Annotated in this window: 24 protein-coding genes and 1 pseudogene; 17 read left to right on the top strand and 8 right to left on the bottom strand. The window is 59.0% G+C overall.

The window, feature by feature from the left end:
- Positions 1–87: 87 nt before the first annotated feature.
- Entirely contained in the window at positions 88–720 is a 633-nt protein-coding gene (gene yfcF, locus D8U73_RS15570; RefSeq protein WP_056856772.1) for a glutathione transferase, read from the bottom strand.
- 259 nt (positions 721–979) lie between these two features.
- A complete protein-coding gene (locus D8U73_RS15565) occupies positions 980–1,366 on the bottom strand; it encodes a YkvA family protein (RefSeq protein WP_130905015.1) in 387 nt (128 codons plus the stop codon).
- A 118-nt stretch (positions 1,367–1,484) separates the two neighbouring features.
- Here D8U73_RS15565 and D8U73_RS29525 point away from each other — a divergent pair.
- Positions 1,485–1,577, top strand: a pseudogene (locus D8U73_RS29525) (serine hydrolase); the annotation flags it as partial.
- A gap of 110 nt (positions 1,578–1,687) precedes the next feature.
- Positions 1,688–2,233 (top strand): hypothetical protein, encoded by a 546-nt coding sequence (locus D8U73_RS15555; RefSeq protein WP_130905128.1) that lies wholly within the window; start codon positions 1,688–1,690, stop codon positions 2,231–2,233.
- Between the two features lie 36 nt (positions 2,234–2,269).
- Here D8U73_RS15555 and D8U73_RS15550 read toward each other — a convergent pair whose 3' ends face one another.
- Together D8U73_RS15550 and D8U73_RS15545 are read right to left on the bottom strand one after the other, a co-directional pair.
- Positions 2,270–2,905, bottom strand: a complete 636-nt coding sequence (locus D8U73_RS15550) for a hypothetical protein (protein ID WP_130905014.1) — start codon at positions 2,903–2,905, stop codon at positions 2,270–2,272.
- Between the two features lie 223 nt (positions 2,906–3,128).
- A complete protein-coding gene (locus tag D8U73_RS15545; protein ID WP_241667843.1) occupies positions 3,129–4,163 on the bottom strand; it encodes a helix-turn-helix domain-containing protein in 1,035 nt (344 codons plus the stop codon).
- Positions 4,164–4,560: 397 nt separating this feature from the next.
- Here D8U73_RS15545 and D8U73_RS15540 point away from each other — a divergent pair, with 397 nt between their 5' ends.
- From D8U73_RS15540 to D8U73_RS15520, 5 genes are all read left to right on the top strand, one after another.
- Positions 4,561–5,439 (top strand): transporter, encoded by an 879-nt coding sequence (locus tag D8U73_RS15540; RefSeq protein ID WP_130905013.1) that lies wholly within the window; start codon positions 4,561–4,563, stop codon positions 5,437–5,439.
- Between the two features lie 83 nt (positions 5,440–5,522).
- On the top strand, positions 5,523–6,563 hold the full coding sequence (locus D8U73_RS15535; protein WP_130905012.1) for a phenylacetaldoxime dehydratase family protein: 1,041 nt from the start codon (positions 5,523–5,525) through the stop codon (positions 6,561–6,563).
- Between the two features lie 32 nt (positions 6,564–6,595).
- Positions 6,596–7,216 carry a nitrile hydratase subunit alpha gene (gene nthA / locus D8U73_RS15530; RefSeq protein ID WP_130905011.1) on the top strand — a complete coding sequence of 207 codons (621 nt, stop codon included), beginning with the start codon at positions 6,596–6,598 and terminating at the stop codon, positions 7,214–7,216.
- Positions 7,217–7,260: 44 nt separating this feature from the next.
- Positions 7,261–7,893 (top strand): nitrile hydratase subunit beta, encoded by a 633-nt coding sequence (gene nthB / locus D8U73_RS15525; RefSeq protein WP_130905010.1) that lies wholly within the window; start codon positions 7,261–7,263, stop codon positions 7,891–7,893.
- A gap of 99 nt (positions 7,894–7,992) precedes the next feature.
- Positions 7,993–9,510 (top strand): amidase, encoded by a 1,518-nt coding sequence (locus D8U73_RS15520; protein WP_130905009.1) that lies wholly within the window; start codon positions 7,993–7,995, stop codon positions 9,508–9,510.
- A 142-nt stretch (positions 9,511–9,652) separates the two neighbouring features.
- On the opposite strand, the gene D8U73_RS15515 is transcribed toward D8U73_RS15520, so the two are convergent.
- Positions 9,653–9,925, bottom strand: coding sequence for a hypothetical protein (locus D8U73_RS15515; RefSeq protein WP_056856770.1), 273 nt, complete (start codon positions 9,923–9,925; stop codon positions 9,653–9,655).
- A 444-nt stretch (positions 9,926–10,369) separates the two neighbouring features.
- Between D8U73_RS15515 and D8U73_RS15510 the strand changes: the two genes are divergently transcribed.
- From D8U73_RS15510 to D8U73_RS15465, 10 genes are all read left to right on the top strand, one after another.
- Positions 10,370–11,728: an MATE family efflux transporter gene (locus D8U73_RS15510; protein ID WP_130905008.1), complete on the top strand. Its 1,359-nt coding sequence runs from the start codon at positions 10,370–10,372 to the stop codon at positions 11,726–11,728.
- Positions 11,729–11,866: 138 nt separating this feature from the next.
- Entirely contained in the window at positions 11,867–12,832 is a 966-nt protein-coding gene (locus tag D8U73_RS15505) for an alpha/beta hydrolase (RefSeq protein WP_130905007.1), read from the top strand.
- 161 nt (positions 12,833–12,993) lie between these two features.
- Positions 12,994–13,680: a phosphoribosyltransferase family protein gene (locus D8U73_RS15500; RefSeq protein ID WP_130905006.1), complete on the top strand. Its 687-nt coding sequence runs from the start codon at positions 12,994–12,996 to the stop codon at positions 13,678–13,680.
- Between the two features lie 83 nt (positions 13,681–13,763).
- Complete coding sequence (locus D8U73_RS15495) at positions 13,764–14,309, top strand: sigma-70 family RNA polymerase sigma factor (RefSeq protein ID WP_056856766.1); 546 nt, start codon at positions 13,764–13,766, stop codon at positions 14,307–14,309.
- Positions 14,306–15,265: a FecR family protein gene (locus D8U73_RS15490; RefSeq protein ID WP_130905005.1), complete on the top strand. Its 960-nt coding sequence runs from the start codon at positions 14,306–14,308 to the stop codon at positions 15,263–15,265. The genes D8U73_RS15495 and D8U73_RS15490 overlap by 4 nt, the downstream gene beginning before the upstream one ends.
- A gap of 192 nt (positions 15,266–15,457) precedes the next feature.
- A complete protein-coding gene (locus D8U73_RS15485) occupies positions 15,458–17,953 on the top strand; it encodes a TonB-dependent siderophore receptor (RefSeq protein WP_130905004.1) in 2,496 nt (831 codons plus the stop codon).
- Between the two features lie 122 nt (positions 17,954–18,075).
- Positions 18,076–18,645: a YceI family protein gene (locus D8U73_RS15480; protein WP_130905003.1), complete on the top strand. Its 570-nt coding sequence runs from the start codon at positions 18,076–18,078 to the stop codon at positions 18,643–18,645.
- 101 nt (positions 18,646–18,746) lie between these two features.
- Positions 18,747–19,256, top strand: a complete 510-nt coding sequence (locus D8U73_RS15475; protein WP_056856914.1) for a sigma-70 family RNA polymerase sigma factor — start codon at positions 18,747–18,749, stop codon at positions 19,254–19,256.
- A 3-nt stretch (positions 19,257–19,259) separates the two neighbouring features.
- Complete coding sequence (locus D8U73_RS15470; protein WP_130905002.1) at positions 19,260–20,213, top strand: FecR domain-containing protein; 954 nt, start codon at positions 19,260–19,262, stop codon at positions 20,211–20,213.
- A 117-nt stretch (positions 20,214–20,330) separates the two neighbouring features.
- Entirely contained in the window at positions 20,331–22,817 is a 2,487-nt protein-coding gene (locus D8U73_RS15465) for a TonB-dependent siderophore receptor (protein WP_130905001.1), read from the top strand.
- A 156-nt stretch (positions 22,818–22,973) separates the two neighbouring features.
- Here the strand turns inward: D8U73_RS15465 and paoC are convergent, their stop codons facing one another.
- Genes paoC through paoA form a run of 3 tightly spaced genes read right to left on the bottom strand, consistent with a single transcriptional unit; the run spans position 22,974 to position 26,742 of the window.
- A complete protein-coding gene (gene paoC / locus D8U73_RS15460; protein WP_130905000.1) occupies positions 22,974–25,169 on the bottom strand; it encodes an aldehyde oxidoreductase molybdenum-binding subunit PaoC in 2,196 nt (731 codons plus the stop codon).
- A complete protein-coding gene (locus D8U73_RS15455) occupies positions 25,166–26,122 on the bottom strand; it encodes a xanthine dehydrogenase family protein subunit M (RefSeq protein WP_130904999.1) in 957 nt (318 codons plus the stop codon). Before D8U73_RS15455 ends, paoC begins: the two co-directional genes overlap by 4 nt.
- Complete coding sequence (gene paoA / locus D8U73_RS15450) at positions 26,119–26,742, bottom strand: aldehyde dehydrogenase iron-sulfur subunit PaoA (protein ID WP_130904998.1); 624 nt, start codon at positions 26,740–26,742, stop codon at positions 26,119–26,121. The genes D8U73_RS15455 and paoA overlap by 4 nt, the downstream gene beginning before the upstream one ends.
- Between the last annotated feature and the right edge of the window lie 12 nt (positions 26,743–26,754).

Here is a 26,754-nt window from a genome sequence, read left to right as displayed (position 1 = left end):
TCATGCAGAAGATTGATAGCTTGGATCGACCCGTAGCTGCCGCTTAGCAGCGGCAGAATTCGGCCATTATCAGCAATTTGGGTGCGGCTACATTGGAGGTCGTTGCAGCTTGATCCACTCTTGCACTGTCGGGCGCTGCCATTGGCGCTGGGCGTAATCCTCCAGTTGAGCCGGTACGGTGTCCCCATTAAGAATCAATCGGTTCAGCATCAATGCGAGATCAACATCGGCGATCGACCATTGGCCAAAGATGTAGTTCGGGCTATCGGTAAGCAGCGATTGAGCGACATCAAGCAACTTTTGCTTGGCAGATTCAGCCGATGCGGACAAAGGTCCGTATTTTTGGCCATAGAATATAACCAGCGTTGAGCGCTCCTGGCGGATGGGTAGCAAATCACTGCGTAGCCACGCTTGAATTTGTCTCGCCGCGGCACGCTGTTGCGGGGGCTGTGGGTAAACAGATGTTTGGGGGAACACATCTTCCAGGTACTCAGTGATTGCCGATGATTCCGACAACGCAAAGTCACCATGCACGAGGGTGGGCACTCTCTGAGTCAACGAAAGACGGGCATAATCACTGGTCTGGTTCTCCAGTGTTGCCAGGTTCAAGGTACTCATTTCGAACTCAATTCCCTTTTCTCTAAGTGCCACAAAGCATGACAGCGCGTAGGGGCTGGTGAATTGAGAGTCAACGTAAAGGCGCAGTCTCGGGTCATTCATAGCGACATCTCCATATGCAGAATGGAACACGCTAGAACATCTGACGCTTTAAATAAAATGCGTGTTTTTTATGGGGGCATTCCTGTCAGGAATGCGGTATTGCCGCGAATCACCTCTAATTTTCTAGACTCTTTCGAAGGTTTCCTCTTGGCCGCTTTCTGCCAATCCCGGAGGATAAAAACGATGCAGCGCTATTGATGCAACAGCGCCCGCTGCCAGCGTCGACGAGATGTCATCGGCTGAAGGGGGCAACCTTAGCTCAGAAGAAACAAGCGCCCAAAATGCTCAACGTGACAACCCAAACCAATACAACGATTACGGCAGCACAGCGGTTCACAGGCCGCTTCACTCGGCTTGCCTCCCACTCGATCGCTTTGAGCTGACACTGCTCCAGCACCTGAGCAGGCATCAAGCGAATAGCCAGCAGAATGCCAAGCGGCAAAATGATCACATCGTCCAGATAGCCAAGTACTGGAATGAAATCAGGAATAAGGTCGATAGGACTCAAAGCATACGCCACGATAAAAATCGAGACCCATTTGGGTAACCAAGGGGTTTGCGGATGTTGATAGCAAAACCACAGGACCATTGTTTGCCGTTTTAACTTCTTGGCCCAGCCACGCAGGCGGTCGAGGATACTTTTCATCGTGTAATTGTGAGTACCTTGAGGGCATTGGGGCGAGGGTACCTTCTTGAGTGATTGGCTGCTATGAGCCAAGCGGCTGACGTTTCACTCGGGTGAAGAAGCGTGAATGAGATAATCCACGGCCTTGCTCCAGGAAATGCAGACAGCACGAATATTGGGCGGTCCGATTCTGGGGCGCCCATGGATCACGACGGGCTATGGCCTCGGTGTGAAGCCATCATCGTCGAGCAACTGATGCAGACACAAACCGAATGATGACTGATGGCTAAATGCCATTTTTGGGGTAATCTCGCGGCCTTATATTTCATGCAAGGAAATGCCGTGAAAAAGTCCCTACTCTTCGTTCCGCTATTCGCGCTGCTGCTGCAAGGTTGTGGTGTCACCATGACGCGTTATGAACCGAGTTACGAGAACGTCCAACAGCTCAAACAGACCCCAACACTGCAATCAATCAACAATGCTCAGGTGAAGGCAGAGTCTGGCCAGGGCTCGCTGACTGTTCGGGCTAATCCGATCAGCTCGCCGAGTGGCACCATCCCTCTGCATATTCAGGAGGCTATCAACGAAGAACTGCGCCGAGCGGGCCTGCTGGATCCGCAAGCACAGCGTCATCTGGATGTATTGCTGGTCAAGAATGAGCTGACGGCAGGAATGGGTACCGGTACTGGCCAGCTCGCTGCCCGCTTTACTTTGCTCAAGGGCAACGAGGTAGTTTACGACGCGACCAAGGACGTGAGCCGCCAGTGGGACAGCAGTTTTTTCGGAGCCATTGCGATCCCGAACGCCGCCAATGCCTACAATCCGATGGTTCGTGATTTGCTCAAGGCCTTGTACACCGACCCGCAATTCATACAAGCCCTGAAATGAAGGTAAAAAAAGAGCCGCAATTGCGGCTCTTTTTTATCAGGTGCGTGTCACGCCGGAACTGAGTGCCGAGTATTGCAGGCTCTTGCTCTCAACCATTTGTTTGAGCAACGCATTGACCTGGCGGCTGAAGGTATCGCTAATCGCCGCCTTCGGGGTATTACCCATCAAAGGCACAAACCAGATACCGATCCAGGTATTGATCGAATCATGGTTGCTGGCATTGCTGATTGGCAGCCCTTGTTGATCAAGCGCCTCGAGACTCATGGTGTATTGATCAGTGGCCATGGAAGGAATGACGGTCATAGTGAGCCCACTGATAAAGGCCATGGCAAGCTGACCACCACCAGGTGGGTGGTTGTAAACCTTGAGGCGCAGGCTGTAATCGCCAGGCTGCTTCTGAAACTCGTCCAGCGTGACGCGACCAAAGAGCCCGGAGTCGTTCAGCACTTTTTGAAGTTCAGGTTTGAGCATGTCGCGAGCTTGTGGAATTTCAACGGCTGACGTGCTTTTTGGAGCGCCTTGGTAGAAATCGAAGTCCACATACACATTCGGCTTGTTCGAATAACTCGACATAGACGGCAGATTCACCGGAGCCACTTCATCCTTGGTGAAGCTGGCGCAACCGCTCAGCCCTAGTACCAAGGCCAACCCCAGAATTTTTCCTACTTGCATTATGGCTTCCTTAATTGATGGCATAGCGCCTCCATTGTCGGAGTGCTGGGCGGATTCTAGAGATTTCGCGGTAATTGCAAAAGGCCATATATGAGAAATTCGACAGGGCATGCACATCCAGCAATCAGGGACGTGACGAAGACCAGCGCATACAAATCCCCAGTAGGTTTTCCGGTAGTGGTCGTTCCTGAGTGGATATAGGCGTTCAGCAGATGCACGCCAATCATCGCTTCGTTTGTGACTCCCGCCATTCTCTGGCCGCCACACCATAGAACTCCCGGAATACCCGGCTGAAATGGGAAAGATCATTGAAGCCCCAACGAAAGGCAATGTCGGATATTCGATGTGCGGCATTGACCGGATTGAGAAGATCGCTGCTACAGCGCTCTAGCCGCCGACGCAGCACGTAGCGCATCAGGGAAACACCTTCCTGTTCGAACAGTTTGTTGATGTAGCGAACGGAGATCCCCATTGCCAGGGAAACCTGCTGAGCGCTGAGCGTGGGGTTGCCCAGGTTGTCGTTAATGTAAATTTTCACCCGCATCAGTGTCAGTGCCTGTGAGCGCGAGTGTTCAGGGTCCATGGGCTGCACATGGCCGAGTGAAAGCGCGATCAGATGTGTAATCGACTCTGATAGCCGTGCCATTTCAAATGGAGTGAACTGGCCGATCTGCGAAGCAATGCTCTCCAGCAACGAGCGCATGACCCGCCCTACAGGGCTGTCAGTAGATATCCGCGTTGCGGTGCGGCACTCCATATTGACCACCAACTGGTTGATGCAAGTTCGGGGTACGCTGACGATGATCTGCCTCCAGTTATTCTCGAACGTCAGGTAATGCGGCCGTGTTGCATCGTAGATGGAGAAATCGCCCGGCCGGATCACCGCTCGGTTGCCATCCTGTTCCAGACATTCCGTGCCTTCAAGCATCAGGACCGCAAAATATCTGTCCTCTTCCCGGCACGTAGGTTGTAAGTGCCTTCGATTCACTGCTTGTGCTGCGGCACCAACATCGCTCACACGAAGGGACTCACACTTTTGCGAGCGAACTTTTCCGAAGAAATCGGGGTTCGGGATTGCACCGATTTCCACGTCCGCGAAAAGTCGCAAGATCATTTCCCGCCAGTAGTCCACCCGGTCACTGAAAGAGTTGCTTTGAGTCGTGAGGTCAACGCTTTCGCTAGACCAGTCCGTGCCCGCGAGCGCCTTTCGAGCGGTTTGCGGAATCGTTATGGCGTACTCCCGAGAGTCTTTGTCCAATTGCAATGCACCCCTGTTCTTTGAATTTATTTTCAGGATAGAACCGCGGTTGCTTCGCTACTTCTGACTGTCAGGGCTCTTTGACAAGAAGCGAAGTTTCCTGAATGCAACTGCCTGCAAATGCCTTGGGACAACTTTTACAACAGCCTCCCGTTACTCGCCAGCTACCTGAGACGGAAGGGCCGCCTGAACCTATTTTTGGTTCCGTTTCAGCCAAGAAGCGCGAGGCGTAGCGGCCTCATCCTTGAGTCAGCGACAAACCCGCGCGGTGTAAATGGCCGTTGGACGTCGACCCGTACGCCAGGCTAGCCCGGCGTACGACCAGGAAGGTCAAGGACCCAAGTCCCCCGTGAGGGGTTTACCGAGCAAGGCAGACATAATGAAAACAATAAGGCTGATGCTTCCTGAATTTAAACGATCGGTATTAGCAGCGCTGACGCTTGTCGGCGTGTCCTTTTGCACGTTGGCTGCAGAGGTGGCGCCGGGTGACTACGAGCAATACCCCGCGGGCACCACCATCGGCGTGGTCTATTACCAGCACGCAACCACTGATTCACTGCGCGTCCATGGGCGTGAAGCCAGTTCAGATTTCAACCTGTCCTCTGACATCGGCATCCTGCGTCTGCTGCACGTTTATCAATTGAGCGACTCAGTCACCATCGACCCACAGTTCCTGTTGCCTTTTGGTCACGTTTCCAGTGGTGGCGACGCCTGGGCAATGGGCAATGCCAGTGGCACCGGTGACCTGATTCTGACGGCACCGATCAAGTTCCTGCTCAATAGCGCCCGCGATACGTTCAGCGTCAACGCCTACCTGTACGTGCCTACCGGCAGCTACGACAAGAATGATCTGATCAACCTCGGCGAAAACCGCTGGAAGGTCGATTTCCAGACGGCCTATATCAAGCACTTCAGCGACAAGTGGGCGATGGATCTGGTGGGTGATGCGATCTGGTATGGGAACAACGACGACTACGGTCCCGGTTCGGATGTTCTAAAGCAGAAAACTTCCTACGCTGCGCAGCTAATGGGTCGGTACATGCCGGACCCCGCAACTTCATTGGGTGTCGGCTTCGGGCAAACGTGGGGAGGAGAAGTCGAGGTTGATGGCGATGATCTCGATGATGCCATGCGTACTACCAACTTTCGTCTCACCGCCACCCGTTTCTTCACCCCCAAGGACCAGTTGCAACTTCAGCTGGGCCGGGACCTGTCTGTTGAAAACGGCCCACGAGAAGATTTCCGGATGAATCTTCGCTATGCGCGGGTGTTTTGACCTCGCTTCAACCAACAACAAAAGCACGCCATAGACCATGCCGCGCATCGGCGGCCAATGGCAAAAAAAACTGTGAGGAACCCATGGAATCAGCAATCGACAAGCACCTGATGTGCCCTCGTACCCGCACCCGGCGCATCGACGATAGTTACACCCCTCCATTCCCGGCTTGGGTAGGACGCGCCGACGCTTCAGTCACCCAGTTTGTCATGGGTTACTTCGGTGTCCAGTCAAAGGGTGAGAACCAGTTGAGTGCAGCCTGTGCAGCACTGCGCCAGATCACATCCAGCTTTACCCTGGACGATGGTCCTCGCCACCATGATCTGTCCCACTACGTTGACGATGCCGGCTACGACAACATGGTGGCCATCGCCTACTGGGACGATCCCGCCGCATTCGCCCGCTGGGAAGCGAACAGGGAGGTTGCCAACTGGTGGAACACCGAAAGCCTTGGCAGCGATGGCTTGGGATATTTCCGGGAAATCCTGATGCCGGGCGTTGAGCGTTTCGAGACGCTCTATGCCATGCCACAAGGCATGGAAGGTGTAGGCGTTGCGATGGCGACCCGCAGCGGCGAGATTCAGGAGCATGGCTACTGGGGCGCCATGCGCGACCGGATCGCGCTTTCACAGACTGATGCCATGGCGCCGACCGGTAGCTTGGTGACCGAAGAAAAGTCTTCCCGGGTGATTGTCAGGGGCCATGAAAACCTGGTGGTCATTCGCTCGGGTCAGGACTGGACGGAAACAGTTGGCAAGGAACGGGAACTGTACCTCGGCGAGATGGAGCCTGTGCTGCGCGAAGGCATGAACTTCTTGAGAGATGACGGCCAGCCTGTCGGTTGTTACAGCAATCGTTATATGCAGCACATCGACGCCAGCGGACAACTTCAAGAGAAGAGTTTTTCGGTCAGCCACTGGCGCTCCCTGGCACACCTCGAACGCTGGTCAGAATCCCATCCCACCCATATCGAGATATTCGGGACCTTCATGCGCATGGTGCAAACGCTCCAGGCCGAGCTCAAGTGGAAGGGCTACCACGAAGTGAGCGTCATGCGCGCCGAGGACCAGCGCTACGAATACATCAACTGTCACGCCGGCACAGGGCTGATGCGCGCAGCATGAACGGCCGATGATTCGCCAAGAGGAGAACGATCATGAGTAACACCCTAAACAACACTGCGGCGCCGGCATCCGCTCGCGCACATGCGCTGAAAAATGCCCTCCAGGAACGCGAACTGCTACCCGAAGGCTACGTTGAGAAATTCACCGAGGTCATGGAAAACGATTTCGATCCGGCCAATGGCGCGCGAGTCGTGGCAAGGGCCTGGGTAGACCCCGCCTATCGTGAATTGTTGCTGCGGGACGCAACCGCCGCCTGCGACCAATTCGGCTACACCGGCGTGCAGGGTGAATACATCGTCGCCCTGGAAAACACACCGACACTACAAAACGTCATCGTCTGCACGCTCTGCTCTTGCACCGCCTGGCCAGTCCTCGGCTTGCCACCGGATTGGTACAAGAGCTTCGAGTACCGCGCGCGGGTCGTACGTGAATCGCGCACGGTCCTGCGTGAAATGGGCCTGGACCTGCCGCTCGACGTTGAGATCCAAGTCTGGGACACCACTGCCGAAACCCGCTACATGGTCCTGCCATTTCGACCGGCGGGTACGCAAGGCTGGTCGGAAGAAGCATTGGTCAAGCTCGTTACCAAGGATGTGCTGATCGGAATCGCCCGACCGGAAGTCCCGGCAAGCCTTGAACGTGGGCCGGAATAACACGGTAACGACTACTTCCATCATCGGCAGCGAGTAATGAAAAAATGGATGGCATACATGATCTTGGTGGCGTTCAGGGTTTCGGCCGGGTGCAACACACCGCCAACTCCCTGAGCTACAAGCCGGTCTTCCACGAAGACTGGGAAAACCTCGGCTATAGCCTGCTTTTCCTGGGCGCAGCTGAACTCGGCCTGTTTAACGTTGACGAACTGCGCCATGCAATAGAACGCATGGAGCCCCGCCAATACCTGACATCCAGCTACTACGACAGGATCATCGTCGGCGTGGCGTCCTTATTCGTCGAGAAGGGAGCACTCCAACATCGACGTCTCGAAGAGCTGGCCGCAGGCGCCTATCCACTGGCTCTGCCTATGGTCGCGGGGCGTGCCCCCAGACCTCCTGAGCAACCGTTCCAGGTAGGCGATCAGGTACTTGTGCGCAATGAGTTCGTTTCCGGGCATATCCGCATGCCCGGTTATGTTCGCGGAAAACGCGGAGTAGTGGTGCACCGCACATCCCAAAAATGGCCATTCCCCGATACGGTCGGCCATGGCGGTTCCAGTCCATCCGAACCCACCTACCACGTCCAGTTCACGACCCAGGAACTTTGGGGCGACGAGGCGGACGCGGGAAAAGTGGTCGTGGACCTGTTCGGCGGCTATCTGCTCCTGGCTTGACGAACGGCTTTTCGGTGCGACAAAGCAATCAACAGACGAGCAGCTTCTGCGTGTCGCGCGTCGCACCCTTTTTCAGCACGGATTCCATAAGGACACTACATGGCCATTCTCAGACCCGGCAATGAACACATCGGTGAAATCGCCGCCTCCCTCGGCATCACCTTGAGCACTTCGCAGATTGAGGACTATCAGGTCGCGCTACAGGGTAATTTCGACGCGTACGATCAACTCGATGCGCTTGCGGATTTTCTTCCAGAAGTCCGCTATCCGCGGCAAGGGATTCATGTGCCAGACGCCGAGGAGAACCGCTATGGCGCCTGGCAATGCAAATCGCAGATCCGCGGCAGGAGCGACGGCCCGTTAGCGGGCAAAAGCGTCGCGATCAAAGACAACATCGCGGTCGCCGGGCTCCCCATGCTCAATGGCTCCTTTACGCTCGATGGCTATGTGCCGGATGTCGACGCCACCGTCGTCACCCGTCTCCTGGATGCGGGTGCGACTATCGCCGGCAAGGCAGTCTGCGAAGCGCTGTGCTTCTCGGGCGGCTCCCATACCGCAGCTAGCGGCCCGGTGCACAATCCACACCGCCACGGGTACTCCGCTGGCGGATCTTCGTCGGGCTGCGCCGCACTTGTCGCGGCGGGCGAAGTTGATCTGGCCGTCGGCAGCGACCAGGGCGGTTCGGTTCGCATCCCGGCCTCTTTCTGCGGCGTATACGGAATGAAACCCACCTATGGGTTGATTCCCTATACCGGCGCCATGCCCATTGAAACGACACTCGACCACCTGGGCCCGATCACCGCCAGCGTCCGGGACAACGCGTTAATGCTTGAGGTCCTGGCGGGTGCGGACGGCCTCGACCCTCGCCAGTCGAATCCGACAAAGGTGGGCGGCTACGTCGAGGCGCTGTCACGTGGCGTCGCTGGCATGCGGATCGGCGTTCTCAAGGAAGGCTTCGGCCTGCCCAACGCGGAAGCCGTCGTGGATCAGGCGGTGCTGGAGGCCAGCGGGGTCTTCCGTGCACTCGGGGCGTCAGTAGAAGAAGTATCTCTTCCCATGCACGGAATGGGGGCGGCTATCTGGCTGGCAATTGCGGCCGAAGGCGCCACCCAGCAAATGATGAAGGGCAATAGCCACGGCTTCAATTGGCGCGGCCTCTACCTGACCGACATGATGGAACACCATGCGCGATGGCGAGAGCAGGCAGACAGCCTTCCGGACACCGTCAAGACAACAATGATCCTCGGTGAGTACCTCAGTCGCCAGTACCAAGGCCGCTATTACGGCAAAGCACAGAACCTCGCCCGTCAACTGCTCTTGGCCTACGACGGCCTGTTCGAGCATTTTGACCTGCTGCTGATGCCCACGCTGCCGATCAGGTCGACGCCACTACCAGGCGTGGGTGCCGAACTGCCGGAATTCCTGGGTCGTGCCTTCGAGATGCTCGGCAACACCTGTGGCTTCGATGTGTCGGGTCATCCAGCGATGTCGATTCCCTGTGCCATCCGCGATGGCCTGCCCATTGGCTTGCAACTGGTCGGCAAGTATTTCGGCGAAGCCGACATTTACCGGGCAGCCCATGCGTTCGAGCAGTCCGCTGACTGGCGATCGCGCTGAACCATGAGAAGCATGGGCTAAGAAAAAGCGGACAGGATTATTGATTGAATAATTCTGTCCTCCTTTCGCCATTCGCGCGGAATCAGGTTCGAGTTGATTGTGCCGACAAGCCTGAGAACGGGCGCTTTGCGCCCGTTCTCAGTCACTGCGCCGCTTGCGCCCGCAATCGTCGCCCAACCACATCCATCAAATCACAACCATCGCGCAACGGAATGGCCAGCAGTTTGGAAAAGTCCGACAACACCACCGTGTCACAACCAATCTCGGCGCGAAAGGCGATGTTCTCCAATACCTGAGTGACTGTGCGAATGCGGTAATCCGCCATGGCTTGCAGCACGTCGAGCGGGGCTTCGGTATCAATGAGCAGGGAGGGCGGAATCAGGTCAAGTCCGGTGAGGGGCATATATCTTTCCATGGTGAAACTCCGATCAAGGCAAAGGTTGACTGTCCCTCACTCGTCGCCAAACGAATGGGTGACAGCTGTACGCAGGTTGGCGAACCGGGATCGGAATCCGGCAGACCCGAAGGTCTCCCGCGCACAGCTGCCATAAAGACAGCTTTGCGGGCATGCAAAAGCGACTGCATTAAAGCACAGAGCCTTTGCATTCCGAACGATCAGGTCGCCAAACCCGAATCGCCATTTGGGGCGACGGCACCGACTATAAGCCTCACGAGATCAGCACGGTAGGTGAGGCATTCCGAACTTCATGTAGGACCAGAGTCGCCGCATTCTCGGATCTTTCACATCACTTCCCTACAAAACTAAACACGTCCCCCAAAATGTACGTTGCCCCTCGCTCATAACTCACCGAAGCTATCCTTCATCAGCCCTCACGCCGTCGAGATGGACCTCCACCCCATGCAAACTGCCACTGCCTCGCAGCACCCGCTCTGGAAAACCTACCTGCTTTTCCTCGCGCCCATGGTGCTGTCGAATTTCCTGCAATCCATGTCCGGCACCGTCAACAGCATCTACATCGGCCAGATGCTCGGCACGCAGGCGCTGGCGGCGGTGTCGGGGATGTTTCCCATCGTGTTCTTCTTTATTGCCCTGGTCATTGGTTTGGGCGCGGGTGCGGGGGTTTTGATCGGGCAGGCGTGGGGCGCGCGTGAGGTGCATCTGGTCAAGGCCATCGCCGGGGCGACGTTGATGTTGGGGGTGTTGATCGGCTTGGTGGCGGCGGTGGTGGGGAGTGTGTTTGCGCGGTCTTCGCTGGGGTTGGGGACGCCGGCGGACGTGCTGGACGATGCGGTGGCGTATGCCCATGTGATGTTGTGGTTCATGCCGACGCTGCTGGTGTTTGTGTTGTTCACGCAGTTGTTGCGCGGGGTGAGCGATACGATGTCGCCGTTGTTGGCGCTGGTGGTGTCGACCGTTATTGGCCTGGCGCTGACGCCGGCGTTGATTCGCGGCTGGCTGGGGTTGCCGCCGCTGGGGATTCAAAGTGCGGCGTTTGCCGGGTTGGCGGGCAACCTGGCGGCGATGGGGTGGCTGGCATGGCGCTTGATTCGTCGGGGGCATCCGTTGGCGCCGGACCGCGAGTTTTTTGCGTCGATGAAGCTCGATTGGGGGATTCTCGGCAAGGTGTTGCGCATCGGTTTGCCCACCGGGTTGCAGATGGTGGTGTTGTCGCTGTCGGAGCTGGTGATCCTGGCGCTGGTGAACCAGCACGGTTCCCAGGCGACGGCGGCTTATGGCGCGGTGACGCAGATCGTCAATTACGTGCAGTTCCCGGCGCTGTCGATTGCGATCACGGCGTCGATCCTTGGCGCGCAGGCGATCGGGGCAGGGCGCATCGAACGCATCGGGCCAATTCTGAAGACCGGATTGATGATCAATGTATGCCTGACGGGGGGCTTGATCGTGCTCGGGTACGTGTTGTCGAGTTGGTTGCTGGCGTCGTTCCTCACCGAAGAAACGACGCTGAATATGGCTGAACACCTGTTGCACATCATGCTCTGGAGCCTGTTGGTGTTCGGCTTCCAAGCGATCATCGGCGGCATCATGCGCGCCAGCGGCACGGTAATGGTGCCGGTGGCGATTTCGATTGTGTGCGTGGTGGGCGTGCAACTGCCGGTGGCGTATTTGCTGGACGCGCGGTTCGGCTTGCCAGGGGTTTGGATGGCGTTTCCGGTGGCGTATCTGGGGATGCTGGCGTTGCAAACGCTGTATTACAAATTGGTGTGGCAGCATCAGAAGATTGAACGGTTGGTGTAGCAGGGCGGCAGGGCTTGTGTATCGCTATGTAAGATCGGCGGTGAAAATACAGGTCATTACAAATCCGGTACGGGGTGGATACATCGAGGTGGCACTGTTTACCCAGGTCACTTTTGCACCTTGAATCGGAGTTTTCTCATGAACAAATGGTTGCCTGCCCTGGCCCTCGGTTGTGCCATGGGCCTGTCGCTTTCCAATGCCGCCCACGCTGCCGAACCGGCCAGCCCTTCGGTGGAGCATATGACGGTTGCCTACCGCAGTATCAAGGTTGATGACCTGTCGATTTTCTATCGTGAAGCCGGGCGGCCGGATGCGCCAACTTTGTTGCTGCTGCACGGCTTTCCCAGTTCTTCGCGTATGTATGACCCGCTGCTGTCACGCTTGGCGCAGCACTACCACCTGGTGGCGCCGGACTATCCTGGGTTTGGTCACAGCGATGCCCCGGATGCGAAGTTGTTTGTTTATACCTTCGATCATCTGGCCAGTGTTATGGAGCATTTCACCGAAGCACTGGGCCTGAACAAATATGCGCTGTATGTGCAGGACTACGGCGGCCCGGTTGGATTCCGAATGATGCTCGCCCATCCCGAACGCCTGCAGGCACTGATTATCCAGAATGCGGTTGCACACGAGGATGGGCTCGGGCCGCTGTGGCAGAAACGGCGTGAGTTCTGGGCCAATCGAGCCCCGAACGAGGCGGGGTTGCGAGCGAGCTTTTTCTCGTTGGCGACCACCCGGCAGCGGCACGTCGGTGCCAATCCTGCGATAGAAGTTTTCAACCCGGATTTGTGGACCGACGAATACAACTTCCTGAATCAACCAGGACAAGCGGATATCCAAAGTGATCTGTTCTATGACTACCGCAACAATGTGGCCAGCTATCCGAAGTGGCAAGCCTGGCTACGCGAGCACCAACCACCGACGCTGGTAGTGTGGGGCAAGTTTGATCCGTCTTTTGACGTTGCCGAAACCGAGGCCTATCGACGGGATCTCCCGGCCGCGGACATTCATGTGCTGGAGGCCGGTCATTTTGCACTGGATGAAAAACCCGGGGAAATTGCGCGGTTGGTCGGGGATTTTCTTGCCAGGCATGTAGGGAAATAACCCTCAAGCGTCACGGTTGACTGGGCTGGCCCCATCGTGAGGAGGCTCGCCTGCAGGGGATCGGCGGTACGCAGGGAGGTCTTGATGACGGCCACCATCGCACCGACAATCAGGGGTGGGGGAAGTCACCGGCAGGCGCGATCGCCTGGGGAGGTTTTCCAATGAGCCCCTTGTCCCATTCCATCCTGCAGGATCGAGCAGCCGCAGGGCGGCGGTTGGTGGAGCCGTTGCTGCATTACGCCCATCGGCCTGATGTCATCATTCTCGCCTTGCCCCGTGGCGGTGTGCCAGTGGCCTATGAAGTGGCCAGGGCACTGGGTGTTCGCCTCGACTTGATGCTGGTGCGCAAACTCGGCGTGCCGTCCCGTCCCGAGTACGCCATGGGCGCGATTGCCAGTGGCGGCATTCAGATTCGCAATGAAGAAGCACTGCACTTTCATCCCATCGACAGGGCTGCTTTCCAGGCCGTGGTCGACCGCGAGAGCCGCGAGCTAAGGCGTCGAGAACAGGTCTATCGGGGATCGCGTGCGCCGGTGCAACTCAAGGACCAGGTGGTGATCCTGATCGACGACGGCCTGGCGACTGGCGCTTCGATGCGGGCGGCGGTGCAGGCGGTTCGATTGCAGGCGCCGTCGCGCATTGTGGTGGCCGTTCCGGTGGCGCCGGTTGAAACGGCCGAGGCGCTGCGCAGGGAAGTGGATGAACTGGTGTGCCCATTGTTTCCGGACTGGTTCACATCGATTGGGCACTGGTACGTGGATTTTTCCCAGACGTCGGACGCGGAGGTCATCGAGTTGTTGCAACGGGCGTGGGTGCAGGAGGCCGACTCGCCTGACGCCAAAGGTTGATCACCACGTCGCTTGCTCTGGTGAAGATTTGCTGTCATCGTTCGCGCTATTGGTAATCTTTCTTATTTGAGAAATTTTTTCGTATGCGCGATTTTTCCGTGGCCGGCGACGATCTTGCGCGTCGTCAGCAGACTTTCACTGAGCTCTACAGCAATCATCATTCATGGTTGCATGGCTGGCTGCGGAAAAAACTGGGCTGCTCGCAACGGGCGGCGGACCTCGCGCACGATGCCTTCATTCGGGTGCTGACCCTTGCCGAACCGCAGTCCATCAAGGAACCCCGGGCCTTTCTGGCGACGATGGCGGGGCGCTTGCTGATCGATGGCGCGCGGCGCCGACGGATCGAGCAGGCGTACCTTGAGGCGTTGGCGTTGCAGGCACAAGACGCCGGCATGCCCGATCCGGCGGCGGTGCACGCGGCGCTTGATGCGCTGGAAAAAATTTCCGCCATGCTCGCCGGGTTGCCGACCAAGACCCGCGAAGCTTTTCTGCTTAGCCGCCTGGACGGCCTGACCTACAGCGAAATCGCCATCGAACTGAAGGTGTCGGCCAGTACCGTGAAAAATTACGTCGCGAGTGTGTTGGTGCATTGCTACAACGCCTTGTACACCGAGGATTCGCCCGCGTGACGAGCCTCGATAAACCTACCGAGAAAATGATCGCCGAGGCCGCGCACTGGCTTGCGTTGCTGCACGACGAAGCAGTCACTGATCGCGACTGCGTGGCGTTCGATGCCTGGTGCAAGGCCGACCCGCGCCACGAACTGGCGCACACACGCATGCGGGCATTGTGGTCGAGCCTGGATGAGTTGCCGGCGGCACCGGCGCGGGTTGCACTCAAGCAGGCCTTTGCGCAACCGCGTCCGAAAGCCACAACCCGTGGCGCTCAGGTGTTCGGTCTGTTGAGCATGCTGTTCTGTGGGTGGTTCAGCCTGGAGAACTGGCCCCTGTGGTTTGCCGACCAGCGCACCGACGTAGGTGAACGGCGGGAGGTGGCGTTGGCCGACGGCAGCCGGGTGCAACTCAACAGCCATTCGGCGCTGGACGTGAAATTCGACGGCCAGCAACGGGTGGTCGAGTTGCTCACCGGGGAGATGTGGGTGGAGGTGGCCAAGGACGCCAAACGGCCGTTCGTGGTGCGCACCGAACAAGGCACGGCGACCGCGCTGGGTACGCGTTACCTGGTTCGTCGCACGGACGATGGCGCCACCGTGGTCACGGTTCTGGAGTCGGTGGTCGCAGCCAAAGCCAATGGTGCCGAGGCGATCAAGGTCATGGCGGGGCAGCAGACGCGGCTCAAGGACGGGCAGGCGCAAGCACCACAAGCCATTGGCAACGCTGAGCCGGATGCCTGGACTCGCGGTTTGCTCAAGGTCGACGATCGGCCGGTGAGCGAGGTGCTTCAGGCCCTCGCCGGTTACCGTCGCGGACTGGTGCGTTTCGATACGCAAGCGTTGCAGGGCATGCGCGTTTCCGGGGTGTTCCGCCTCGACGATACCGACGCGGCACTGGCGACATTGGCGGACAACCTGCCGATCAAGGTGGAGTACTTCACGGATCTGTTAGTGGTGGTCAAGCCGCTGTAGTTCGCCAAAATCAATGCAGGAGCGAGCCTGCTCGCGATTGTGGAGTGTCAGCAATCATCCTTTTGGCTGACACGGCTCTCATCGCGAGCAGGCTCGCTCTTACATTTTTAATGCAAATCAATCGTATTCGTTGTCCGTTTTCTCGACATGGCCGTCATGGATAGTAACGCTCCCCATTTCACAGGACTTTCCATGTCACGCTTTGCTCGTCCCTTGCATCCCTTGGCGCTGTCGGTCGCGATGGCTTTTGTCGCGGTGCCCCTGCACGCCGCTGAACCAACATCGCCCGAAACCGCAACCAGCGCAGTGCGCAGTTTCGCCATCCCGGCCGGGGATTTGGGCCAGGCGCTGAACAGTTTCGCCGAGCAAGCCGACCTGACGCTGGCGTTCGACCCGGCGTTGACGCGCGGTAAAACCAGCGCTGGCCTGAGCGGTCAATTCAGTGCGCCGCAGGCGCTTAGCCGATTGCTGCAGGGCAGCGGCCTGAGCGCCATCGCGCTGTCGGCCACGCGTTATCGCATCGAGCCGACCCCCGAGCCAGTGGCCGGTACGCTGATGTTGGGCGCCACCGATATCAACGGTGCCTGGCAAAGTGAAAGCCCTACCGGCCCGGTGGCAGGCTACGTCGCAACCCGCGCGCTGTCAGGGACCAAAACCGACACGGCGTTGATCGAGACACCGCAATCGATTTCCGTGGTGACCAAGGATCAAATGCGCGCGCAAGGCGCCGAGAGCCTCAATCAGATTTTGCGCTACACCGCTGCGGTGGTGCCGGAAACCCGCGGCTCCACGGCTTCGCGTCTGGATCAGATGACCATTCGTGGCTTCTCCCCGGCCACTTATCTGGACGGCTTGCGCATGCCCGGTAGCCGGGATGCTTCACCGCAAAAGGATGCCTTCGATCTGGAGCGGGTAGAGGTGCTGCGCGGTCCTTCTTCGGTGCTCTATGGGCAGGCCAGCCCCAGCGGCGTGCTCAACATGGTGAGCAAGCGTCCGCTGGATACGCCGTTCCACGAGATCGGCATCGAGTACGGCACCTTCAACAAAAAACGTACGACCTTCGACACCACCGGCCCGCTGGATGATCAGGGCGTTTACTCCTATCGCGTTGCCGGCCTGTACGACGAGGCCGACGGCCAGCTCGAACACACTGAGACCCAGCGTCAGGCGCTGTCGTCGGCTTTCACCTGGCGTCCAAGCGATGACACTTCGCTGACGTTGCTCGGGCACTTCCAGAAAGATCCGAAAGCCGCCTCGTACGGCTCGGTGCCGGCCTGGGGCTCGGTGTTGCACAGCCCGTTGGGGCGCAGCATCGACGTCGATTTCTACGACGGTGAAGAGGATTTCGAGAAGAGTGACCGGGAGTATTTCTCTCTTGGCTACCTGTTCGAACACCACATCAACGACGTGTGGACCGTGCGCCAGAATCTGCGTTACCTGCAAAGCGAAGGCGATTACCGCAGCATCTACAACAGCAATCTGCGGGCCGATTACCGCACGTCCAATCGCTCGACCATTGCCACAGATGTGAACCTCGATTCCTGGACCGTGGACAACCAGTTGCAGGCCAGATTCGACACCGGCGCGGTGCAGCACACGGTGCTGTTCGGCGCCGATTACCAGAACACCAGCACCCACACCAAGTCCGGTTTCGGCACCGGGCCGACCCTGGATATTTTTGACCCGGTGTACGGTGCGCCAGTCACCACACCGGCGTTCACCTCTGACGCCACGCAACGCAACGAGCAAAAAGGCCTGTACCTGCAAGAGCAGTTGAAGTGGGACAAATGGGTGTTGCTGTTGGGCGGTCGCTACGACTGGGCCGACAATAACAACAGCACCACCAACCTGCGTACCAACGGCAAGACCAAGACCTCGCTGCAAAGCGAAGCCTTCACCGGTCGCCTGGGCGTGGTGTACCTGTTCGACAATGGCATCTCGCCATATGCCAGCTACTCGGAATCGTTCGAGCCGCAATCAGGCACCGGCTACGGCGGTTCGGTGTTCGAACCCACCGAAGGCAAGCAGTACGAAGTGGGCATCAAGTACCAGCCGCCGGGCAGCAACAGTTTCATCACCGCTTCGGTCTTCGACCTGCGCCAGAGCAACGTGCCGACACTTGACCCGGACCCGACCCACATCTGCGGAACCGGTCGCTGTCAGGAACAGACCGGTGAAGTGCGCTCCCGTGGTTTCGAACTCGAAGGCAAGGCCAGCCTCAACGACAACCTGGACATCACGGCCGCCTACGCCTATCTGGATAACCGGATTACCCAGTCCAACAGTACCGTCAGCTACGCACCGTTGACCGACATCGCCGTCGGCCCGGCCGTGCCCGCCAAAGGCACCACGACCTATGGCGTACCGCGTCACACGGCTTCGGCCTGGGCTGATTACACCTTCCACGATGGCGTCGCCAAAGGTTTCGGCGTCGGCGCCGGTGCCCGTTACGTCGGTTCATCCTGGGGTGACACGGCCAACACCTTGAAGGTGCCGGGCTACACGCTGTTCGATGCTTCGTTGCACTACGACATCCCGCACCTCAACAGCCTCAAGGACAATCTGCGCCTGGCCTTGAACGCCAGCAACCTTGCCAACAAAGAGTATGTGGCGTCCTGCTATTCCTACTCCTGGTGCTGGTATGGGGCACAACGCACAGTGCAGGCGAGCGCGACTTATCAGTGGTAAACGTTTGACTGGCACACTGAAACGGGCTGCCCATGAGGTAGCCCGTTTTTTGCGGTGGCATAAACGGTGGTTCTTTGCTTTAGTCCACCTACTGTCAGCTTACCCGCACACCGGAGAGTCCCATGAGCTCTCGAGCATCACGTTTTATTGCATTGGCCTCCGTGCTTTTGTTCGGTGCGTTTCCTTGCGCCTATGCAGTCGAATACACCGACGTGAATCCCACGGCCAGTACCCTCAGTTTCACTTACAACCAAATGGGGTCACGGGTGTATGGCACCTTCAGCAAGTTCGTCGGGGTCCTCGATTTCGATACAACTCATCCCCAGGATGCACATGCGAAGTTGACCATTGACCTCGACAGTATTGAAGTGGATGACAGTGATGCCAGGACTGAACTTCCAAAGCCTGCCTGGTTCGACACGGCGACTTATCCGAAGGCAATCTTTGAGTCGACTCGGGTCAAAGACCTTGGCAGCAACCGTTATTTGATCACCGGCAGACTTACTCTACGGGGGCTCACTCGGGAGGTGGAAGTGCCGGTGCTGCTGAAAGCGGGAAGTGCCGTTGGCATTTTTGATGGCGAGTTAACGCTCAAACGCAGTGACTTCAAGATCGGTGCGGGTGAATGGGCAGACAGCGTTGTTTCCAATGACATTTACATTCGTTTCCGGATAGTTGCCCCCGAGCGCTGAAGTGGGGTGAGTTTCACCAAACGTGGGAGGTCTTGCCAAAGCGTGTCGGCCTGGAAGAAAATGAGAGTCATTATCAAATAAATCTGTATCGGGCCTTTTTCATGTCCTCCGCCGACCACTCGCTGCAACACGCCGTGCATACGCTTTATGAGGATCACCACAGTTGGTTGTGTGGCTGGTTGCGCAAGCGGCTCGGCTGCAACCACAGCGCGGCAGATCTGGCCCAGGACACCTTCATTCGTGTGCTCACCCAACGCAAGACCCAGGAGCTACGCGAGCCGCGCGCCTACCTGAGCACCATCGCCCGTAGCCTGATGATCGACATGTTCCGTCGCCGGGCGCTGGAGCAGGCATATCTTGAAACCCTGGCCAACATCCCGGAGCCGGTGGCGGTTTCCCCGGAAACCCGTTCGCTGATCATCGAAACCCTGATGGAAATCGACCGTTTGCTCGACGGTCTGGGTGAGCGCACTCGAGAGATTTTCCTGCTGGCCCAGCTCGATGGCCTGAGCTATGTCGAGATCGGTCGACGTCTTAATGTCTCGGTGACCACGGTGAAGAAACACGCAGTCCGCGCCCTGACGCATTGCCTGTTGCTGATCGAGGACTGAACCGTGGCCCGTGCACAACCGCTGGATTTCGCCACCCTCGAAGCCGCTGCGCGCTGGTATGTCGACTTACGCGGCGAGGGGCCGGACGATGGCTTGCGCGAAGCGCATCGGCGCTGGCTCGAGCGTGATCCTCGTCATGTGCAGGCGTGGGAGCGCCTCGCACGATTGCAGGACAAGCTCGGGCAGCTATCTCCCGCCGTCGCTCGCCCGACCCTGGCCAGCGCCCGGGCCAAACGCCGGGACGTGCTCAAGGTGTTGTCGATTCTGTTGATGGCGGGCGCCGCCGGGACACTGGCCTGGAATACCACGCCGCTGCCAACCTTGATGGCCGACCAGCGCACCGGTACCGGTGAACGTCGTCGGGTGCGACTGGACGATGGCAGCCAGCTGCAACTCAACACGGCGACGGCCGTGGACATCCGCTACAGCGCCCACTTGCGTGAAGTCCGTTTGCTGCAAGGCGAAATCCAGATCGAGACAGCGCGTGACGCATCGGCGCGGCCTTTTGTGGTTCATACCGCCGAAGGCAGCATCCGCGCACTGGGCACCCGTTTTGTCGTGCGGCATGACACAGAGCAAACACTGGTCAGTGTGCAGGAACATGCGGTCGAAGTGCGCAGCGCGGTTTTGTCCGGCCCGGCGGTACGCGTCGACGCCGGTCAGCAGGTGAGCTTTCGCCGCGATGCCGTCGACGCCGTGCAGCGAGCTAGCGCGCAATCCGATGCCTGGACCCGCGACATGCTAGTCGTCAATGACTGGCGCCTGGAAGACTTCGTCCGCGAACTGCAGCGCTATCGTCCGGGCCACTTGGGATGTGATCCGGCGGTGGCGGCACTGCGTATCTCTGGCGCTTTTCATCTGACCAGTACCGATACCATTCTGGACAACCTGACGTCGACCTTGCCCGTGCGCATTCGCCGGTTCAGCCGTTACTGGGCCAGTGTGGAGCCGGTCTGAGTGATTAACCGAAAAAACTTGCCGGAGGGGTTATTGATTTTGATTCTCGTTCGACTTGGTAGTTAGAGGCGCATTTAGACGCTGCCATTGACTGCCACACGGGCGAAAGGAAACTGCATGACCCCTCGCAATTCCCCATTGAGCATTTCTGCAATTGAGCCAACTGTCAGACCCTTGAGTCGCGCCGTGCATGTCGCATTGCTCGGTATGGCGCTGGTCGTCCCGTTGGGCATGACGGTGGTGACTCAACCGGCGTGGGCGCAAACCAGCACTGAAGCCGAATTCGATATCCCGCCAGGTCCGCTGGGCGCGGCATTGACCCAGTTTGCCGGCACCGCCGGGGTGACCGTGTCGTTCGAGCCGGCCTCTGCCAATGGTCAGAGCACCGCGGGGCTGCAAGGGCGTTATTCGGTGGAGGCGGGGCTGCGTCAGTTGCTCGCCGGGAGCAAATTGCAGGCTGTGCGTCACGACAACGGCAGCTATTCGCTATTGCCGTTGGTGGGTGATGGCGCAGCGCTGCAACTGGGGGCCACCAGCATTTCCGGCGCTGTGGTGGAGTCCGCTTACGGCCCGGTGGACGGCTTCGTCGCGACCCGCAGTGCCACGGGCACCAAGACGGACACGCCGATTCTGGAAATCCCGCAGACCATCAACGTGGTCACCGCCGACCAGGTCGAAGCCCAGGGCGCCCGCAACTTGACCCAGGCATTGCGCTACACGCCGGGGGTGAACACGGGCGGTTACACCGACCGCAACTCGATTGCCGATGAAATCACCAGCCGGGGTTTCGCACCGACGCCGCTGTACTTCGATGGCGCATACATCCCTTACGCCGGCAGCCTCGGCGGCGCGCCGCAGATCGATCCTTATACCCTGGAGCGCATCGAAGTGCTCAAGGGGCCGTCGTCGGTACTCTATGGGCAGAACCAGCCCGGCGGGCTGATCAACATGGTCTCCAAGCGTCCGACCACCGAGCAACGCAGCCAGATCAAACTGGGCGCAGGCAGCTACGACCGGGTCAACGGTGCCTTCGACACCAGCGGACCGATCGACGAACAGAAGCAGTTCACTTATCGCCTGATCGGTGTCGCTAACAAGGGTGGCGAACAAGTCGAGCACAACAGCAGTGAACGCATGCTGCTGGCGCCGAGCCTGACCTGGGCGCCAACCGAGGACACCTTCCTGACGGTGCTGGCGCAGGTCCAGCGCGATGACGGCGTGCCCGATTATCAGTCGCTGCCACGGATCGGTTCGCTCAACCGCGGCCCTGACGGCGAGAAAATCAATCGCGACTTTTTCTCCGGTGACACTGACTTCAACGATTACAAACGTGACCAGTACATCTTCGGATATGACTTCAGCCACAACTTCAGCGAAGACCTGAAATACCGCTCCACGGCGCGTTACACCGACGTGCGCGACCGCTACAAGGGCTTTTACCTGCGCAGTTTCGTCACTGATGCCGGCGTGACCGATTACACCCGGGCCAACCGCGCCAAGGTCGACTGGCACCAGCACAACATCGCCTGGACCGTCGATAACAACCTCGAATACACATTCAACACCGGTGCCTTGGAGCACACTACGCTGGCGGGGGTGGACTATCGGCATTTCACCCGCAAGTACGACGGCTACAACGCCAACAACGTGTTGCCGGTCAACCTGTATGGCAAGAACAACTACGACACCAGCAGCGTGACGCCAACGCTCACCACCCAATGGGACAACACCTTGCGCCAGACGGGTGTGTATCTGCAGGACCAGATCAAACTGGACCAGTGGATCCTGACCATCGGTGGCCGCCAGGACTGGGCGGAAATCGACAACAAGGATTTGCTGGCGTCGACCCGTGAATCCAAGCGCGACAACAAGTTCACCGGGCGTGTCGGCCTGACCTATGTCACTGATTTCGGCCTGGCGCCCTATGTCAGCTATTCCGAGTCGTTCCTGCCGACAATAGGCACCGGGGCGCCTGAGCGTGGCGGCAAGGCCTTCGAGCCGACCGAGGGTCAGCAATACGAAGTGGGTGTGAAGTACCAGCCGTTCGAGAAGACCCTGATCACCGCTTCGGTGTATGAGATCAAACAGAAGAACGTGCTGACCGGCGATGATGACTATCCGGAGTACATGTCCCAGGGCGGAGAGATGCGTTCGCGCGGTGTCGAGCTGGAAGTCAAATCCAGCATCGACAACGTCGATATCCTGGCCGCCGTCAGCTACATGGACTCGTTCTACACCAAGGACACCTGGGGCAACGAAGGCCACCGCAACGAAGCCCAATCGCCGGTTTCAGCGTCGATGTGGATCGACTATCACTTCACCCAGGCCACCCTCAATGGCCTGACCTTTGGCGCCGGCGCGCGCTACACCGGACGCAAGCCGGGGGATGCGGCCAACTCGTTCGACGTACCGTCCTGGGTCGTCTATGACGCTACCGTCAGCTATGACATGGGCAAACTCGACCCAAGCCTGCGTGGTTTGCAAACTCGCCTGAACGTGCAGAACATCTTCGACCGCGAGTACGTGTCGGACTGCAACTACTCGTTCGGTTGCTATTACGGGCAGGAGCGGGTGGCGTCGGTGGAGATGACTTACGACTTCTGATGTTCTTCGCTGCAACTGACTGTGGGAGTGTAGGAGCCGGCTTGCTGGCGATGGCGGTGTATCAGTCAACACAGATGTTGAATGTCAAGCCGCTATCGCCAGCAAGCCGGCTCCTACAGGAAAGGTGACCGCTGCGTTATTGTAAAAATGCAGCGCTCATATCATCGGCGGCAGTTTGTCGAGCATCTTGTCGAGGGTGATCGGGTAGTCCCGGACGCGAATCCCCGTCGCGTTGTACACCGCATTGGCGATGGCTGCGCTGACTCCGCAGATGCCCAGTTCACCCACGCCCTTGGCTTTCATCGGCGATGAAACCGGATCGTCCTCCTCGAGGAAAATCACTTCCTGATGCGGGATGTCGGCGTGCACCGGCACTTCGTATCCGGCCAGGTCATGGTTGACGAAAAAGCCCAGGCGCTTGTCGACCGCCAGTTCTTCCATCAATGCCGCACCGACGCCCATGGTCATCGCACCGATCACCTGGCTGCGTGCCGAGGTCGGATTGAGGATGCGCCCGGCGGCACAGACCGCGAGCATTCGCCGCACGCGGGTTTCCCCGGTAGCACTGTCGACGGCGACTTCAACGAAGTGCGCGCCGAACGTCGACTGCTGGAATATTTTACTCAGCTCGGCAAATTCGATCGAATCCTCGGCCACCAGTTCTCCGCCTCGCGCGGCCTCTTGAAGCGGCACACGTCTATCGCCGGTACTGACTTCGCCATCGGCGAATGTCGCCTCGTCCTGTTTCATGCCCAGGCGTTGCGCAACGGCTGCGCGAAGTTTTACGCACGCCGCATAGACCCCTGACGTCGAACAGTTGCCACCGAACTGGCCACCGGACCCGGCCGACACCGGAAAGCTCGAATCGCCGAGGCGCACCAGCACTTTGTCGAGGGTGACACCCATCATTTCTGCCGCGGTCTGGGCAATGATCGTGTAGCTGCCGGTGCCGATATCGGTCATGTCGGTTTCGACGGTGACGATGCCTTGATCATTCAGGCGAACCCGGGCTCCGGACTTCACCAGCAGGTTGTTGCGAAAGGCGACGGCCATGCCCTGGCCGATCAACCAACGGCCCTCGCGTTGCGCGCCCGGCTGCGCCTGACGACTGCTCCAGCCGAAACGCTCGGTCCCCGTACGCAGGCATTCGATCAAGCGGCGCTGCGAGAAGGACCGTTGCGTGTTCACCGGGTCGACCTGGGTATCATTGAATATGCGAAATTCGACCGGGTCGATCTTGAGCTTTTCCGCCATTTCGTCCATGGCGATTTCCAGCGCCATCATTCCCGGCGCTTCGCCGGGTGCGCGCATGGCGTTGCCCTCCGGCAGGTTGAGGGTCGACAAACGCATGGACACCCGGCGGTTTTCCCCGGCATACAGCAATTGACTCGGCTGCGAAGCGCGCTCGACCTTGCCACCCGGCAGGTCACCGGACCAGCCTTCGTGGGCTATGGCCGTGATCTTGCCGTCAGCCGTGGCGCCAATGCGGATGCGCTGAATGGTGGCGGGGCGGTGCGTGGAATTGTTGAACATCAGTGGCCGCGCGAGCGCGACTTTCACCGGCCGGCCGGCCAGTCGCGCACCGAGCGCCGCCAACACCGCGTCGCAGCGGATAAACAGCTTGCCGCCGAAACCGCCGCCGATGTACGGCGAGATCAACCGTACATTTTTTTTCGGTATGCCGAGGGTGGTGGCCAGATCGGTCACGGACCAGTCAATCATCTGATTGGAGGTCCAAACGGTCAGTTTGTCGCCGTCCCACGCAGCCATCGAGGCGAACGGTTCCATCATGGCGTGGGCCTGATCGGGGGTGGTGTAAGTGGCGTCCAGTTGCACCGGCGCGGCGGCGAAAGCCCCCTCGAAATCGCCATGCACGGTATCGGGCATTTCCTTGGTCTGTTTGGCCGAATCGCGGGTTGCCGCAAGATCGAACACGCCCTTGGCTCGCACATAGTCGACCTTGACCAATTCGGCGGCAGCCCGGGCCTGTTCAAAGGTCTGCGCTACGACCAACGCGACGGCCTGGTGGTAGTGCTCGATTTCAGGCCCACCGAGTAATTTGGCAGTGTTGTATTTGCCTTTGCCGAGCTTGCCGGCGTTGGCCGCCGTGACAATGGCCAACACTCCCGGCGCCGCTTGGGCAACCTCGAGGTCCATCGAGGCGATACGGCCCTTGGCGATGGCCGAACCGACCACCACGCCATACGCCTGATTCGGCACGGCGGTGTGATGCTCGTAGGCGTAGGGTGCCTGGCCAGTGGTTTTCAGTGGGCCTTCGATGCGCGTAGTGGCTTTGCCGATGACCTTCATCTGGTCGATCGGGTTGCTGGTGGCGGGCGTGTCGAATTTCATGCGTGCTCCTTCGCTTGGGCCATCACCGCAGCGAGCGTGCGCTCGACCAGGGTCAGCTTGAAGGCGTTTTCGTGGGTGGGTGTGGCGCCGGCGAGCAGCTTTTCGGTGAATGCTTTCGCGCCTTGGGGCATGACCGACTCCGCGCTCTCGACACGCCACGGCTTGTGCGCCACGCCACCCAGGGCGACGCGTCCGCTGCCGTTGCTCTGGATGATCGCGCCGACAGAAACGAGCGCAAACGCGTAGGACGACCGGTCCCTAACCTTGTGATAAATGTGGGTACCGCCGATCGGCGCTGGCAGGGTGACAGCGGTGATCAATTCATTGGCCATCAGCGTGGTTTCGATGTTCGGTGTGGTGCCGGGCAATCGATGCAAATCGGCCAGGGGAATGACGCGGATAGTGCCGTCGGGTCTCACCGTCTCGACCTCGGCATCGAGCGCGCGCATGGCCACGGCCATGTCGCTGGGATGGGTGGCGATGCAGGCCTTGCTGACTCCAATGATGCCCAGTTGCCGGCTGAAGCCGTCGATGGCCGAGCAGCCGCTGCCGGGCTGGCGCTTGTTGCAGGCCTGATGCGTGTCGTAGAAGTACGGACAGCGTGTGCGTTGCAACAGGTTGCCGCCAGTGGTGGCGACATTGCGCAGTTGCCCCGAGGCGCCGGCGAGCAGGGCGCGGGCAAGCAAGCCGTAATCTTCGCGCACCCGCGGATGGGCGGCGAGATCGGTGTTCCTCACCAGTGCTCCGATGCGCAAGCCACCCTCTGCCGTGACTTCGATGCGGTCGAGGCCGACATCGTTGACGTCGATCAGATGCGCGGGGGTTTCGATGTCCAGTTTCATCAGATCCAGCAGATTGGTGCCACCGGCGATGAACCGCGCGTTGCTGACCTGGGCTGCCAGCAACGCCGCTTGAGCCGGGGATTTGGCGCGCAAGTAGGTAAAGGGTCTCATGCGCTGGCCTCCGCGACTTCCGTGATCGCCTCGATGATGTTGGAGTACGCCCCGCAGCGACAGATGTTGCCGCTCATGCGTTCCTGAATTTCACTGGCGATCAGTTGGGGTGGTTTGGTGAGGCTGGGGCTGGCGTGACTGGGAATGCCATCACGAATTTCTCCCAGCACCGCGACGGCGGAACAGATCTGCCCCGGCGTGCAGTATCCGCATTGGTAGCCGTCGTGCTTGATGAACGCGGCTTGCATGGGGTGCAGCTTTTGCGGCGTGCCGAGGCCTTCGATGGTGGTGATCTTCGAGCCTTCGTGCATGACCGCCAATGTCAGGCACGAATTGATCCGCCGGCCATCGGCGATCACCGTGCAGGCGCCACATTGGCCGTGGTCGCAGCCTTTTTTGCTGCCGGTCAGTTGCAGGTTTTCCCGCAGGGCATCGAGCAGGGTCGTACGGGTGTCCAGGTCGAGGTTGCGTTGTTGGTCATTGACCCAGAACTTCACGGAGGCTTTGACCGGCCGCGCGGCATTGGCGGCGGATGCCTGCGCAGAAATGAACGGCGGCAGTGCCACGCTCGCCGCCGTCACTGCACCCACAATCAGAAATGTACGTCGGGAAATCGTCATCAGGTCTATTCC

Source organism: Pseudomonas sp. Sample_22 (assembly GCF_004307635.1).
Taxonomy (GTDB): Bacteria; Pseudomonadota; Gammaproteobacteria; order Pseudomonadales; family Pseudomonadaceae; genus Aquipseudomonas.
The sequence above is the reverse complement of the archived record's forward strand: the minus strand, read 5'-3'. Positions and strand labels throughout refer to the sequence as shown.